General features: G+C 68.2%; 15 protein-coding genes. 11 read left to right on the forward strand and 4 right to left on the reverse strand.

Annotation, left to right across the window (positions count from 1 at the left end; translation table 11 throughout):
• Window positions 1-13: 13 nt before the first annotated feature.
• The 3 genes from EO081_RS12880 to EO081_RS12890 are packed head-to-tail and all read right to left on the reverse strand — an operon-like array spanning window position 14 to window position 2,342.
• Window positions 14-955, reverse strand: coding sequence for a glycosyl hydrolase (locus EO081_RS12880; protein WP_129342280.1), 942 nt, complete (start codon window positions 953-955; stop codon window positions 14-16).
• Window positions 952-1,758: a TIGR04290 family methyltransferase gene (locus EO081_RS12885; RefSeq protein WP_129342281.1), complete on the reverse strand. Its 807-nt coding sequence runs from the start codon at window positions 1,756-1,758 to the stop codon at window positions 952-954. Before EO081_RS12885 ends, EO081_RS12880 begins: the two co-directional genes overlap by 4 nt.
• Window positions 1,755-2,342, reverse strand: coding sequence for a histidine phosphatase family protein (locus EO081_RS12890; RefSeq protein ID WP_240697663.1), 588 nt, complete (start codon window positions 2,340-2,342; stop codon window positions 1,755-1,757). The genes EO081_RS12885 and EO081_RS12890 overlap by 4 nt, the downstream gene beginning before the upstream one ends.
• A 228-nt stretch (window positions 2,343-2,570) precedes the next feature.
• On the opposite strand from EO081_RS12890, the gene EO081_RS12895 reads away from it, so the two are divergent.
• From EO081_RS12895 to EO081_RS16885, 8 genes are all read left to right on the forward strand, one after another.
• Window positions 2,571-3,683: an NAD-dependent epimerase/dehydratase family protein gene (locus EO081_RS12895; protein WP_129342283.1), complete on the forward strand. Its 1,113-nt coding sequence runs from the start codon at window positions 2,571-2,573 to the stop codon at window positions 3,681-3,683.
• Window positions 3,680-4,780, forward strand: coding sequence for an SDR family NAD(P)-dependent oxidoreductase (locus EO081_RS12900; protein WP_129342284.1), 1,101 nt, complete (start codon window positions 3,680-3,682; stop codon window positions 4,778-4,780). Before EO081_RS12895 ends, EO081_RS12900 begins: the two co-directional genes overlap by 4 nt.
• Window positions 4,780-5,883: a glycosyltransferase family 4 protein gene (locus EO081_RS12905; RefSeq protein WP_129342285.1), complete on the forward strand. Its 1,104-nt coding sequence runs from the start codon at window positions 4,780-4,782 to the stop codon at window positions 5,881-5,883. The genes EO081_RS12900 and EO081_RS12905 overlap by 1 nt, the downstream gene beginning before the upstream one ends.
• Complete coding sequence (locus tag EO081_RS12910; protein WP_129342286.1) at window positions 5,880-6,992, forward strand: CgeB family protein; 1,113 nt, start codon at window positions 5,880-5,882, stop codon at window positions 6,990-6,992. Before EO081_RS12905 ends, EO081_RS12910 begins: the two co-directional genes overlap by 4 nt.
• Window positions 6,989-8,077 (forward strand): CgeB family protein, encoded by a 1,089-nt coding sequence (locus tag EO081_RS12915; RefSeq protein ID WP_129342287.1) that lies wholly within the window; start codon window positions 6,989-6,991, stop codon window positions 8,075-8,077. Before EO081_RS12910 ends, EO081_RS12915 begins: the two co-directional genes overlap by 4 nt.
• Window positions 8,074-9,159, forward strand: a complete 1,086-nt coding sequence (locus EO081_RS12920) for a CgeB family protein (protein ID WP_129342288.1) — start codon at window positions 8,074-8,076, stop codon at window positions 9,157-9,159. Before EO081_RS12915 ends, EO081_RS12920 begins: the two co-directional genes overlap by 4 nt.
• On the forward strand, window positions 9,159-10,211 hold the full coding sequence (locus tag EO081_RS12925; protein WP_165284625.1) for a UDP-glucuronic acid decarboxylase family protein: 1,053 nt from the start codon (window positions 9,159-9,161) through the stop codon (window positions 10,209-10,211). Before EO081_RS12920 ends, EO081_RS12925 begins: the two co-directional genes overlap by 1 nt.
• A 120-nt stretch (window positions 10,212-10,331) precedes the next feature.
• Window positions 10,332-10,508, forward strand: a complete 177-nt coding sequence (locus tag EO081_RS16885; RefSeq protein ID WP_165284626.1) for a hypothetical protein — start codon at window positions 10,332-10,334, stop codon at window positions 10,506-10,508.
• A gap of 26 nt (window positions 10,509-10,534) precedes the next feature.
• Here the strand turns inward: EO081_RS16885 and EO081_RS12930 are convergent, their stop codons facing one another.
• Window positions 10,535-11,824: an MFS transporter gene (locus EO081_RS12930; protein ID WP_129342289.1), complete on the reverse strand. Its 1,290-nt coding sequence runs from the start codon at window positions 11,822-11,824 to the stop codon at window positions 10,535-10,537.
• Between the two features lie 131 nt (window positions 11,825-11,955).
• Here EO081_RS12930 and pgsA point away from each other — a divergent pair, with 131 nt between their 5' ends.
• Genes pgsA through EO081_RS12945 form a run of 3 tightly spaced genes read left to right on the forward strand, consistent with a single transcriptional unit; the run spans window position 11,956 to window position 13,213 of the window.
• Complete coding sequence (pgsA, locus tag EO081_RS12935; protein ID WP_129342290.1) at window positions 11,956-12,522, forward strand: CDP-diacylglycerol--glycerol-3-phosphate 3-phosphatidyltransferase; 567 nt, start codon at window positions 11,956-11,958, stop codon at window positions 12,520-12,522.
• Window positions 12,522-12,779 carry a molybdopterin converting factor subunit 1 gene (gene moaD, locus EO081_RS12940; RefSeq protein ID WP_129342291.1) on the forward strand — a complete coding sequence of 86 codons (258 nt, stop codon included), beginning with the start codon at window positions 12,522-12,524 and terminating at the stop codon, window positions 12,777-12,779. The genes pgsA and moaD overlap by 1 nt, the downstream gene beginning before the upstream one ends.
• The gene (locus EO081_RS12945; protein ID WP_129342292.1) at window positions 12,776-13,213 is read left to right on the forward strand and encodes a molybdenum cofactor biosynthesis protein MoaE; all 438 of its coding nucleotides are present in this window, start codon (window positions 12,776-12,778) and stop codon (window positions 13,211-13,213) included. The genes moaD and EO081_RS12945 overlap by 4 nt, the downstream gene beginning before the upstream one ends.
• Window positions 13,214-13,229 lie beyond the last annotated feature (16 nt).

The raw sequence follows: 13,229 nt of genomic DNA on the forward strand, positions 1-13,229 counted from the left end.
GCTCGATGTTGGATCAGGCGCGCACTTCGAGCGCGGGCGCAGGCTCGGCCGCCGCCTTGCTGCCGCCCGCAGGGGCATAGCGGTCGATCATCCACGCGCAGAAGTCGGCGAACTGCTGCGGCTCGTACGGCGGGCTGGTGTGGTGCTTGCCCGGTCCCAGATGCTCGGGCGTGAAGCAGAAGGTGACCGTCACGTCGAAGTCGGCGAGTGCCTCCATCTGCCGGTCGAACCAGTCGAGCGCATTGGGACGGAAGCTGTCGGCCCAGCTGAGCCCAGTGCGCAGCTTCTTGGTGCCCAGCCGCTTCATCCAGGCGACCGCCTCGTCCAGGCGCGGATCCTCATAGTGGAACCACTGCATCAGCCCCATCTCGGACGCGACCTTCGCATAGTCGTCGAGCGCGGGCTTGGGGGTGCCGTCCTCGCGGATCAGGCCCATGTAGAAATGGCGATAGTAGCTCGACCCTTCCGCCTCGCGGTGGCGGGTGGTGGCGCCCCAGCTCTGCGGCAGGTCGTAGAGCGAATACCAGAAGATGCGCGGCACGCGGCCGATCAGCAACTCGGCGGTCTTGTTGATGCCGAACACCTGGACCTCCTCGGCACCGAACGAGCCGACGCCGACCTCGGTCACCCAGATCGGCTTGTCCGTCACCGCCTCGATCTCGGCGATCTTCTCGGGCCAGGCGTGGATCGGCCACAGGTTCCAGTCGAGCGGGAAGCCGTGCACGGCGACCGCATCGACCGCGTCGAGCACGCCGCGCGCTTCCATCCGCTGCACCCAGGCCGGGTCGATCGGGGACATGCCGCCGAGCACGCGCGTGACTGCCGGATTGATCGCGTGGATCGCGTTGCCCGCCCGAACCATCGTGTCGGCGAAGATCGCCCACTCGGGATCGAGCTCGGGATCCCAGTGCGACTTGTTGTTCGGCTCGTTCCAGAGCATCGCGGCTTCGATCACTTGGCTTCCCCCTGTGCCGGCCCGCGGGCCGGATAGACTGCCGCAGGGCCGTATTCCGCATAGGGAACCGGCACCACGCGACACAGATAGACGTCCCGCTCCGGCCGGGCCTCGACCCGGAAGCCGGACGCGCGCAGCATCGCTTCGGACGCGGCATGGTTGGGCGCCCACCAGTTGGTCCAGTCGTGCGCATATTCGCGCTCGATGAAGTGCATCTTGGGATAGCCCGGATCGTCGAAATAGGCGGGCGCGTCATAGGTGCCCGGCACATAGAAGGGGTGATCCTCCGGCACCTCGCACACCTCGTCCGATCCACGCTGCAGCGTCTGGAACAGCATCATGTCGCGGGCGACATGCTCGCGGATCAGGTCCAGCGCGAGCAGCGGATGGCGCAGGTGGTAGAGCACGCCCATGAAGATCACGAGGTCGAACTTCTCGCCCAGTGCTGCCACGTCGTAGACCGACAGCTTCGCGAACTCGACGCCGGTGAAGCCCAGCGCTTCGGTCGCGAGCCGCGCCTGCGCCAGGTAGCGCTCGTCGCTGTCGATGCCGAGCACGCGGCTGGCACCGCGCCGCTTCATTTCCACCGAGTAGAAACCGGCGTTGCAGCCGATGTCGAGCACGGTCTTGCCGGTCATGTCCGCTGGCAGGGCAGGGCCGAAGCGCTCAAACTTGAAGCGGGGATAGTCGCCGAGGAAATGCTCGGGCGCGGTCTGGATCCCGTCACCCAGGTCGATGTTGTGGAACCACGGCGCGAGCCGCGCCACCTCCTCACGGAGCCGATCGGTCGGCATCTTGGTCATTGCGGCACCTCGTTGAGCGTGACGATCCGGCCTTGGCCTTGCGCCAGTGCCAGCGTGGTAAGTGAGCCCGGTGCGCAGTCGAACGCGAGCAGCCGGTCGAGGCCGAGCCCCAGATACTGGGCGGCCACGCCGCGGATGATGTCGCAGTGACTCACGCAGAGGATCATGCCTCCGTCCGCTTCGAGCGAGGCGATGTGCGTCGCCGCACGCGCGGTGGCCGCCGCCATGGTCTCCCCACCTGGGGTGGAGGCGGTCCCGCGCTCCGCGTTCCAGCGGTCCCAGCACGCATCGCCATCAAGGCTGTCGAAGCTGCGCCCCGTCCAGGCGCCGAAATCGATCTCGTCCAGCGCGTCCACCAGCATCACCTCCAGGCCGTGGCGGGCGGCGACAATCTCCGCAGTCTCCCGCGTGCGGCGGCGGGGGCTCGCGTGGATCGCGCGGAGCGGGGCGGAGGCGAGGCGGTCCGCCAGACGCTCCGCTTCTGCGCGGCCCGCGGCGTTGAGCGCGATCTCCGACCGGCCGCTCAGAACCGCGCCGACCTCATCATGGCTTCCGTGACGCGCAAGAAGGACGGTCGCGCTCAATGCGCGCCCGTAAGAGGCAGGATCAACATAGATGCTGCAATCGCATCGCGTCCCCCTTTGGTTCCCGGCTGCGGAAAAAATGTTTCCGGCCCGGAATGATTTTCGGGAACAAAGATGAAGAAGAAGCGCTTCTTCTTCCGGGTCGCAAGCCATTGAACAGGCTTGGGACGCTCAAGTCAACGCAGGCACGGCTGGGGGATGCAGCCGATGTCTAGGGCGGGAGGAAGAATGGAACGAGTTCTCATCACCGGGGGGGCGGGATTCATTGGACGCTTCGTCGCCGACGAACTGCTGGCACGCGGCAATGAAGTGCGGGTGCTCGATAGCCTGATCGAGCAGGTCCATGGCGCGACCGACGGCTCGCAGATGCTCAACAAGGAAGCCGAGCTGATCCGCGCGGACGTGCGCGACAAGGATGCGGTGCTCAAGGCGCTCGACGGCGTCGACAGCGTCATTCACCTGGCGGCCGAGGTCGGCGTCGGCCAGTCGATGTACGAGGTCGAGCGCTATACCTCGACCAATGACGTCGGCACGGCCGTGCTGTTCGAGGCGCTGATCGACAAGCCGGTCCGCCGCGTCGTCACCGCTTCCTCGATGAGCATCTATGGCGAAGGCCTCTACCGCGACGCCGATGGCGAGTTGGTCGAGAATGCCGAGCGCAAGACGCTGAAGGACGGGCAGAAGAATTGGGAGCCGGCCGACGCGCAGGGCCGTCCGCTCAGCCCCGTCGCGACCCCGGAGTGGAAGCGCCCGAACCTCGCGTCGATCTACGCGCTCAACAAATATGTGCAGGAGCGCACGACCCACATCATGGCCGAGCCCTATGGCATCGAGGGCGTGTGCCTGCGGCTGTTCAACGTCTATGGCCCCGGCCAGGCGCTGTCGAACCCCTACACCGGCGTGCTCGCGATCTTCGCCTCGCGCTTCCTCAACGGCCAGTCGCCGCTGATCTTCGAGGACGGCGAGCAACGCCGCGACTTCGTCCATGTCAGCGACGTGGCGCGTGCCTTTGCCGACGCGCTGGTGCTGCCGCAGGCGGTGGGCGGCACGTTCAACATCGGCTCGGGCCACGATCGCTCCGTCAAGGAAGTGGCCGAGGAACTCGCCAAAGCGATGGGCAAGAACGACCTGACCGCGGAAGTGGTCGGCAAGGCGCGCATCGGCGACATCCGCCACTGCTTCTGCGACACCAGCATGGCCGCCGAAAAGCTCGACTTCCGCGCAACGCAGGACTTCCAGCAGGGCCTCGCCCAACTGGCGGAATGGGTCGCCCAGCAGACCGCGCAGGACCGGGTCGAGCAGATGCGCTCCGAACTGGAAAAGCGGGGCCTGGTGGCATGACCGGGCAGGAGAACGCCGCGGCGGACCCGCGGCCGATCCTGGTCACCGGCGGCGCGGGCTTCATCGGATCCAACCTCGCCGACCGGCTGGCCGGCGAGGGGCACCGCGTGCTCGTCTATGATGCCCTGTCGCGGGCCGGCGTCGATACCAACCTTGCCTGGCTGCAACAGCGCCACGGCGACCGCATCGACTTCCTGCACGCCGATATCCGTGACGAGGCGCGGCTGGCGGATGCCGCCGCCGGTGCCAAGGCGGTGTTCCACCTGGCGGCGCAGGTGGCGGTGACCACCAGCATGGTCGATCCGCGCGACGATTTCGCGATCAACATCGCCGGCACGCTCCACCTGCTCGACGCGATCCGTACGCGGTCGCCCGAGACGCCGGTGATCTTTGCGTCCACCAACAAGGTGTACGGCGACTTGATCGACCTCGACTTCGTGCTCGAGGACGACGCCTATCGTCCGGTCGATGCGGAGGTGTGCGCGCACGGCATCGGCGAGGCGCGGCCACTCGACTTCCACACGCCCTATGGCTGTTCCAAGGGTGCGGCCGATCAATATGTGCTCGACTATGCCCGCAGCTTCGGCCTCAAGACCGCGGTGCTGCGGATGAGCTGCATTTATGGCCAGCGCCAGATGGGGACCGAGGACCAGGGCTGGGTCGCCCATTTCCTGATCCGCGCGCTCGAGGGCAAGCCGATCACGCTCTACGGCGACGGTCACCAGGTGCGCGACATCCTCGACGTGTCGGACGCGGTCGACGCCTATGTCGCCGCGTGGCGCAACATCGACACGGTCGCAGGCCAGGCGTTCAACCTGGGCGGCGGCCCGGACAATGCGATCAGCCTGCGCCAGCTGCTCGCCTATATCGGCGAAGTGCTCGGCCGCGACGTGGACCTGAGCTTCTCCGACTGGCGCGCGGGGGACCAGCGCTATTTCGTCGCCGACACGCGCAAGGCGCAGGAGGCGCTGGGCTTGGGTAAGCGCGTCGATTGGCACGACGGCGTCGCCCGGCTGGCCCGCTGGCTGGCGGAGGCGCGCGGGATCAACGCGCCGATCGGTGGTCCAGGGGCGGATACGTCCGCAGGGGCCGCTTGATGGGATCGCGGGTCCTGATCACCGCCGATGCGGTGGGCGGTGTCTGGCAATATGCGACCGATCTCGCCTGTGCGCTCGCCCCGCTCGGCTTCCAGCCGACGGTGGCGGTGCTCGGGCCGGAGCCGAACGTCGCCCAGCGCGCGCCGGTCGAGGCCGCGGGCATCCCGATCCTGGAGACCGGTCTCCCGCTCGACTGGCTATGCGACGGCCCCGTGCCGGTGCGCGAGGCCGGCGAGGCGCTGGCAACGCTGGTGCGCGAGCAGGGCTTCGACCTCGTCCATTGCAACATGCCGACGCTGGCGGCGAGCGGCGCGTTCGGCGTGCCGCTGGTCGCTGTGGCGCACGGCTGCCTTGCGACCTGGTGGGATGCGGCCAACGGCACCAAGCTGCCGCCCGACTATCGCTGGCAGCGGACGCTCACCGAACAGGGTTTCCGCGCGGCCGATCGCGTGGTGGCGCCGACCGCCGCCTTTGCGGCGGTGATCCAGCGCACCTATGGCCTCACCGACCTGCCGCTTGCCGTGCACAACGGTCGCCGGCCGCTTGTCGAAGGCGAGGGCGCGCCCGCCGATTGCGTGTTCACCGCCGGCCGGCTGTGGGACCAGGTCAAGCAGACGCGTCTGCTCGACCGCGTGGCCGCCCGGCTCCCGGTGCCGTTCCACGCGGCCGGCGCGTTGGTCGGCCCGCATGGCGAGCAGGTGCCCGCCGACCATCTCCAGCCGCTCGGGCTGTTGAGCGAGGCGGAGCTGGCCGAGTGGCTGGTCCAGCGCCCGATCTTCGTCTCTGCCGCTCGGTTCGAACCGTTTGGGCTGGCGGTGCTGGAGGCGGCGGCTGCCGGCTGTCCGCTGGTGCTCGCCGACCTGCCGACCTTCCGCGAGCTGTGGGACGGCGCGGCCGTCTTCGTGGCGCCACAGGACGAGGACGGCTTCGTCGCCGCGATCGAGGCGATCCGCGCCGACCCCGCCCGCCGCGGTGCGCTGGGCGAGGCCGCGCAGGCGCGCGCGGCCCGTTACACGCCGGCGGCAGTCGCACGCGACATGGCCGCAGTTTACCGCGACCTGCTCGAACCCGCCGCAACCCTCACGCGGAGTGCCGCGGCATGAAGATCGCCTATTTCACCCATTCGCTGCTGTCCTGCTGGAACCACGGCAACGCGCATTTCCTGCGCGGCGTGCTGCGCGAGCTGATCGCGCGCGGCCATGATGTCCGGACGCTGGAGCCGGAGGGCAACTGGAGCCTGGCGAACCTGCTCGCCGATGGCGGTGACGCGGGGCTGGAGCCCTATCGCGCCGCCTATCCGGAGCTGTCGTCGCAAAGCTTTGCGCCTGGTACCGATCCGGCCGAGCTGGTCGGCGATGCCGAGCTGGTGATCGTCCACGAGTGGAACGACCCCGCGCTCGTCGCCGCGATCGGTGACCTGCGCAAGCGGGGCGGGCGCTTCACGCTCTTGTTCCACGACACCCATCACCGCGCCGTCAGCGATCCCGACGCGATCCGCGCCTTCGACCTGTCGGGCTACGACGGCGTGCTCGCGTTCGGTGAGACGCTGTCTGAGGTCTATCGCCGCTGGGGCTGGGAAGGGCGCGTCTGGACCTGGCACGAAGCCGCCGACACCCGCCACTTCCACCCGCCCGTCCGCGAAGGCGCGCGCGAGGGGCTGGTGTGGATCGGCAACTGGGGCGACGGCGAGCGGACGCAGGAGCTGGAGGACTTCCTCTTCCGCCCGGCCAATGCCGCGGGCCTGCCGCTCGACATCTACGGCGTGCGCTACCCGGACGAGGCCAAGGCGATGCTTGCCTCGCACGGCGCGCGCTATCGCGGCTGGGCACCTAATGCCAAGGCGCCGGAAATCTTCGCCCGCCACCTCGCCACCGTGCACGTGCCGCGTCGTTACTACGCGACGATCCTGCCCGGCATCCCCACCATCCGCGTGTTCGAGGCGCTCGCCTGCGGGCTGCCTTTGGTGTCGGCGCCGTGGGAGGATGCCGAGGGGCTGTTCCGCCCCGGCACCGACTATCTCGTCGCCCGCGACGGCGCCGAGATGACCCGCCACCTGACGGCGTTGCGCGACGATCCCGACCTGCGCGCGAGCCTCGCCGCCGCCGGGCTGGAGACGATCCGCGCCCGCCACACCTGCGCCCACCGCGTCGACGAGTTGCTCGCCGTCGTCGCGGCCCTCGGCGCCCCGCAAGTTGAGAGGAACGTGGCGTGAAGATCGCCTTTTACGGATCCAGCCTGGTGTCGTCCTATTGGAACGGCGCGGCCACCTATTACCGCGGCATCCTGCGCGATTTGGCGCAGCGCGGCTACCAGATCAGCTTCTACGAGCCCGACGCGTTCGACCGGCAGAAGCATCGCGACATCGATGCACCCGACTGGGCGCGTTCGGTGGTCTATCCGGCGACCGAAGAGGCGATGCGCGGCGTCCTTGCCGAAGCGGCCGAGGCGGACATCATCGTCAAGGCGAACGGCGTCGGCGTGTTCGATCGCGAGCTGCTGGAGGGCATCGTCGAGCATGCCGCGCCGCACGCGCTCAAGATCTTCTGGGACGTCGACGCGGCTGCCACGCTCGACGAGATGCGCGCCGACGCGGACCATCCGGTGCGCCGCGCGCTGCCGGATCTCGACGCAGTGTTCACCTATGGCGGCGGCCCGCCGGTCGTGAACGCGTACAAGGGCTTCGGCGCGGCCGACTGCGTGCCGGTCTACAATGCGCTCGATCCCACGACCCATTTCCCGGTCGAGCCCGACCCGCGCTTCGCCTGCGACCTTGCCTTCCTCGGCAATCGCCTTCCGGACCGCGAGGCCCGCGTGGAGGAATTCTTCCTCAAGGCCGCGGAGCGCTTGCCTGAGCAGCAGTTCCTGATCGGTGGCAACGGCTGGGAGACGAAGGCGATGCCCGGCAACGTCCGCCACCGCGGCCACGTCTACACGGCCGAGCACAACGCCTTCAACTGCACGCCCCGTGCCGTCCTGAACGTGGCCCGCGACAGCATGGCCAACGTCGGCTTCTCGCCGGCGACCCGCGTGTTCGAGGCCGCGGGCGCTGCCGCCTGCCTCATCACCGACGCCTGGGAAGGCATCGAGCAGTTCCTGGTGCCCGACGAGGAGGTGCTGGTCGCGCGCGACGGCCAGGACGTGGCGGACCATCTCGCCGCGCTCACGCCCGAACGCGCGCAGGCGATCGGCCAGGCGGCGCTCAGGCGCGTGCTTGCCGAACACACCTACACGCTGCGCGGCGCACAGGTGGACCAGCTGTTCCAGGCCCATGCCGAGCGGCAGCGGGAAGTCGCATGAAGCTCGTCGTCCTCGGCCTATCGCTGTCGTCTTCCTGGGGCAACGGCCACGCCACCACCTTCCGCGCGCTGCTGAAGGCCTATGCCGCGCGCGGGCATGAGATCCTGTTCCTGGAACGCGACGTGCCCTGGTATGCGGCGCATCGCGACCATGTCGATCCCGACTATTGCCGGCTGGAGTTCTACGCCGACCTGGACGGGCTCGACACCTGGCGCGAGGAGATCGCGGGCGCCGATGCGGTGATCGTCGGCTCCTATGTGCCGGAGGGCGTGGCGGTCGCGCGCTATGTCCAGCAGGTCGCGGAGGGCGTCACCGCCTTCTACGACATCGACACGCCGGTGACGCTCGCCAAGCTGGAGCGCGGCGATTTCGAATATCTCTCGCCGGAGGTTATCCCCGGCTACGACCTCTACCTGTCGTTCACCGGCGGGCCGACGCTGGAGCGGCTCGAGCGCACCTATGGCTCGCCGGCGGCGCGTGCCTTCTACTGCTCGGTCGACCCCGCGCTCTACGCGCCGACCGGCACGGAGAAGCGTTGGGACCTGTCTTATCTCGGCACCTACAGCGACGATCGCCAGCCGACGCTTGAGCGCTTGCTGCTCGAGCCGGCGCGCGCGCTGCCGCACCGCCGGTTCGTGGTGGCGGGGCCGCAATATCCCGACACCATCGACTGGCCGGCGAACGTCGAGCGCATCGACCATCTGCCGCCGTCCGAGCACGCCGACTTCTACTCGGCGTCGCGCTTCACTCTCAACGTGACGCGTGCGGACATGATCGCGGCAGGCTGGTCGCCCTCGGTGCGCCTGTTCGAGGCGGGCGCCTGCGGAACCCCGATCGTGTCGGATCGCTGGGAGGGGATCGAAGACCTGTTCGCGCCCGGCCGCGAGATCCTGCTGGCGGACAATGGCGCCGCCGTGATCGCCGCGATCGAAGGGGCGGATGCCGCGGCAATGGGGGAGGCGGCACGCGCCCGCGTGCTGGACGCCCACACCGCTGCGCACCGCGCCGCAGAATTGGAACTGCACCTCACCGAAGCGGCAGCACGACAGATGCCGCAGTCTGCTTTGGCAGGAGCCGCCTGATGAACGACATAAGGGACAAGAAGGAGCGGAACATGGCGCAGAACGAAGCTGGAGTGGCGCTGGTCGCGGGCGGAGCGGGCTTTATCGGCTCGCACCTCTGCCGGGCGCTGGTGGATCAGGGCTATGAGGTGCTGTGCCTCGACAACCTCCAGACGGCGCGTCCGTCTAACCTGCGGCTGCTGGAGGCGCTGCCCAACTTCACCTTCGTGGAGGCGGACATCGTCAACCCGCTGCCCCAGGCGGTGCTGGAGCGGGCCGACCGCATCACGCGCATCTACAATCTCGCCTGCGCCGCCTCGCCGCCGCAGTACCAGGCCGATCCCGAGCACACGATGCTCACCAACGTGGTCGGTACCAACCACCTGCTGCGCTTGGCTGAGAAGACCGGCGCGCGCTTCCTGCTCACCTCCACCAGCGAGGTCTACGGCGACCCGGAAGTGCATCCGCAGGCGGAAGGCTATCGCGGCTGGGTGAGCTGCACCGGCCCGCGCGCCTGCTATGACGAGGGCAAGCGCGCTGCCGAGGCGCTGACCTTCGACTATGCCCGCATGAACCGCGCGGAAGTGCGCGTGGCGCGCATCTTCAACACCTATGGCCCGCAGATGCACCCGGACGACGGCCGCGTCGTCTCCAACCTGATCTGCCAGGCGCTGTCCGGCCGCGACATCACCGTGTACGGCGACGGCAGCCAGACGCGCAGCTTCTGCTACGTCTCCGACATGGTCGATGCGCTGATGCGGCTGATGGAAAGCGACATCAACCCGATGGAGCCGGTCAACCTTGGCAACCCGACCGAGTTCACCGTGAACGAGCTGCTGGAAAAGGTGCTGGTCGCGACCGGCGTCGAGGGTCGCGTGACATACAACCCGCTGCCGCAGGATGATCCGCGCCGACGTCGTCCCGACATCAGCCGCGCGAAGGCCGTGCTCGGCTGGGAGCCGACCGTGCCGCTGGAGGACGGGCTCGCCCGCACCAGCGCCTGGTTCGCGGAAGAATTGGGGGTCGAGCTGGCCCAGCCGGAGATGCAGGAGCCGCTGCGCGCCCGCGCCTGATCGAACTCCTAGAAACGTCGTGCCCCGCTCCCGCAGTAGCCGGGGCGGGGCGTTTCATATCGGGACCTGGTACGTCGGCGACGAACGTGCAAATCGTAAACGAAGCGTTAACCTGTTCCTATGGAACAACGACACGCGCACTCGCCTGTGGCCGTTTCCGGCCCGCCCCATCCTTTTCGCCGTGCCCTGGCGGATGCTCGCAAGGCATCGAAGGACGCCAGCAGCGAAGAGGATCTGAAGCTCTTCGTCCTGAGCTTCACCGCCTTCTTCGTCTGCTTCTACACCTTCCTGCTATAGCCGCGCTCGCGGCCTGACGCGGCGGTTCAGTCGCATGCGCAGTGCAGCTTCCAGGCGAGCCAGGCGGAAAGCACGCACATGCCGGCGACCACCAGCAGCATGTCCTCCGGCGTCACCCCGGCCGCGCTGACGGCGCTCACCACGATCGCGCCGATCGTCATCGCGCCGGCGTTGACGATGTTGTTGGCCGCCACCGTCCGCGCCGTCTGGTCCTTGGTCACCGTGGTGGTCAGGAAGGCGTACAGCGGCACCACGAACATGCCGCCCGTTACTGCGACGGCAAGCATCGTCAGCAGCAACCCGACCGCGCGCGGCAGCGTCACGAAGTCGTAGAAGCCATAGAGCGTTCCAGCGGGCGCCTGCACCCAGCCGCGCGCTTCCAGCGACAGCGCGATCACGGCGACCCCCATCGCGATCACCGAGCCCGGCGCATATTTCGCAGAGACCTTGCCGCGCAGCAGTGCGTTGATGACCACCGAACCGATCGCCACCCCGACCGAGAAGATCGCGATGGTGAGGCTGGCGACTCGCTCGTTTGCGGTGAGCACGTTCTTCACCAGCGGCGGGAAGATCACGATCATCACCGACGCGATGGTCCAGAAGAAGCTGATGGCGAGGATCGCGAGGAACAGCCGCCGGATGTGCATCGTCGCCGCGACGAGCTTCCACGAGGAGGTGATCGGGTTGTAGTTCAGCTTCAGTTCGGCACCCAGCCGGGGCGCCGCCGGTACCATTCGGCCCGTGATCCAGCCGATCACCGCGACCCCGATCACCAGGATCGCCGAAGCCTCGACCGAGATCCATCCTGCGATCACCGTACCTAGCAGGATCGACAGATAGGTGCCGGCTTCCACCAGCCCGGTGCCGCCCAGCACCTCGTCCTCCTTCAGATGCTGCGGCAGGATCGCGTATTTGATCGGCCCGAAGAAGGTCGAGTGCGTGCCCAGCAGCAGCACGGCGCCCAGCATCATCGCGAGGCCGAGATTGATCCAACCCGCTTGCGCCACGAACACGCCGGCCGCGCCGAACAGCATGATGCCGATCTCGGCCGTCTTCACGATCCGGATGATCCGAGCCTTGTCGCTTGTGTCCGCCAGCTGGCCGGAGAGCGCCGAGAGCACGAAGAAGGGGATGATCCCGATCGCTGTCGCCAGCGCATTGAAATTCTGCTCCGCCTGCGCGTCCGAGAAGATCTGATAGGTCGCGAACAGCACGATCGCCTGCTTGAACAGGTTGTCGTTGAAGGCACCCAGAAACTGCGTGACGAACAGGGGAAGGAAGCGGCGCTTCCTGAGCAGCCCGAGCGCATTCAGCATCGTGTCGTCAGTACCTTGTGTCGTTGTATCGCGCAGGCTTGATGCCCAGAGCCTTAGCCCAGTGGGGCAAGCCGCTTCAATGCGCGATTAGCGCTTCTCCCCGCTCGCGCGCCGGTGCTAGACCCCGGCGGGTGCTGACGCTTCCCAATATCCTCACGCTCTCGCGGATCTTCGCGGTGCCCCTTCTGGTCGCTTTCCTCTGGTGGCCGCAATGGCATGCCGGCTACGCGATCGCCTTTGCCCTGTACTGCCTGATGGGCGTGACCGACTATTTCGACGGGTATCTCGCCCGCTCGAACGGCACGGTGTCGAAGCTCGGGGTCTTCCTGGATCCGATCGCCGACAAGATCATGGTCGCCGCCGTGATCCTGATGCTGGTGGGAACGCGGCACGACACGGCCCTGATCACCGGCATTCACCTGATCGCCGCGCTCGTCATCCTGTTGCGCGAGATCGCGGTGTCGGGCCTGCGCGAGTTCCTTGCCGGGCTGCAGGTGTCGCTGCCGGTCTCCAAGCTCGCCAAGTGGAAGACCACGCTGCAACTCGTCGCGTTCGGCGCGCTGATCCTGGCGGGGGCGGTGCCCGACATGCCGTGGGTCCGGGGCGTCGGGCTCGCCTGCCTCTGGGGGGCTGCCGTCCTCACGCTGGTGACCGGCTGGGATTACCTGCGGGTCGGCCTCAAGCACATGGACAGCTGATGACGCTCGCCATGCTCTATTTCGCATGGGTGCGCGAGACGATCGGGACGGGCGCGGAAACCGTCGATCCTCCCGTCGACGTGGCTACGGTCGCGCAGCTCATCGACTGGCTTTCGGACCGCAGCCCCGCGCACGCCGAGGCCTTGGCCGATCGCGGGCGGCTGCGAGCTGCGGTCGACCAGCGCTTCGTGCCGCTCGACGCCACAATCGACGGAGCCCGCGAGGTCGCGATCTTCCCTCCGGTGACCGGCGGATGATCCGGGCGGTGGTCCAGTCGGAGCCGATCGACCTCGCCGCCACGCTTGCGGCGGTGGAAGGCAGCGGTTCGGGCGCGGTGGCGAGCTTCTCCGGCTTCGTGCGCGAGGACGACGGCGTACGGGAACTAGCGCTGGAGCATTATCCGGGCATGACCGAGGCCGTGCTGCACGGCCTCGCCGAGGAGGCGGTCGCGCGCTGGCAGCTGCACGCTGTCGCCGTGGTCCATCGCGTCGGGCCGATGGCTCCCGGCGAGCGGATCGTGCTGGTGGCGACGGCAGCGCCCCATCGCCACGCCGCGCTGGAGGCCTGTGCGTTCCTGATCGACCGGCTCAAGACGGATGCGCCGTTCTGGAAGCGCGAGCGTCGTGAAGAGGGTGCGCGCTGGGTCGCAGCCCGCGATCGCGATGCGGGTGCTGCGGAGCGCTGGCGCTAGAAAGGGGGGAGGAGGG

The organism is Sphingomonas desiccabilis, assembly GCF_004135605.1.
Taxonomy (GTDB): Bacteria; Pseudomonadota; Alphaproteobacteria; order Sphingomonadales; family Sphingomonadaceae; genus Sphingomonas; species Sphingomonas desiccabilis.

What these genes read in the sequence shown, in the direction of transcription:
- EO081_RS12920 (WP_129342288.1), top strand. Translation starts at nt 8,074, where the DNA reads ATGAAGCTCGTCGTCCTCGGCCTATCGCTGTCGTCTTCCTGGGGCAAC.
- EO081_RS16885 (WP_165284626.1), top strand. Translation starts at nt 10,332, where the DNA reads ATGGAACAACGACACGCGCACTCGCCTGTGGCCGTTTCCGGCCCGCCC.
- EO081_RS12905 (WP_129342285.1), top strand. Translation starts at nt 4,780, where the DNA reads ATGGGATCGCGGGTCCTGATCACCGCCGATGCGGTGGGCGGTGTCTGG.
- EO081_RS12910 (WP_129342286.1), top strand. Translation starts at nt 5,880, where the DNA reads ATGAAGATCGCCTATTTCACCCATTCGCTGCTGTCCTGCTGGAACCAC.
- EO081_RS12930 (WP_129342289.1), bottom strand. Translation starts at nt 11,824, where the DNA reads ATGCTGAATGCGCTCGGGCTGCTCAGGAAGCGCCGCTTCCTTCCCCTG.
- EO081_RS12925 (WP_165284625.1), top strand. Translation starts at nt 9,159, where the DNA reads ATGAACGACATAAGGGACAAGAAGGAGCGGAACATGGCGCAGAACGAA.
- EO081_RS12900 (WP_129342284.1), top strand. Translation starts at nt 3,680, where the DNA reads ATGACCGGGCAGGAGAACGCCGCGGCGGACCCGCGGCCGATCCTGGTC.
- moaD (WP_129342291.1), top strand. Translation starts at nt 12,522, where the DNA reads ATGACGCTCGCCATGCTCTATTTCGCATGGGTGCGCGAGACGATCGGG.
- EO081_RS12895 (WP_129342283.1), top strand. Translation starts at nt 2,571, where the DNA reads ATGGAACGAGTTCTCATCACCGGGGGGGCGGGATTCATTGGACGCTTC.
- EO081_RS12945 (WP_129342292.1), top strand. Translation starts at nt 12,776, where the DNA reads ATGATCCGGGCGGTGGTCCAGTCGGAGCCGATCGACCTCGCCGCCACG.
- EO081_RS12885 (WP_129342281.1), bottom strand. Translation starts at nt 1,758, where the DNA reads ATGACCAAGATGCCGACCGATCGGCTCCGTGAGGAGGTGGCGCGGCTC.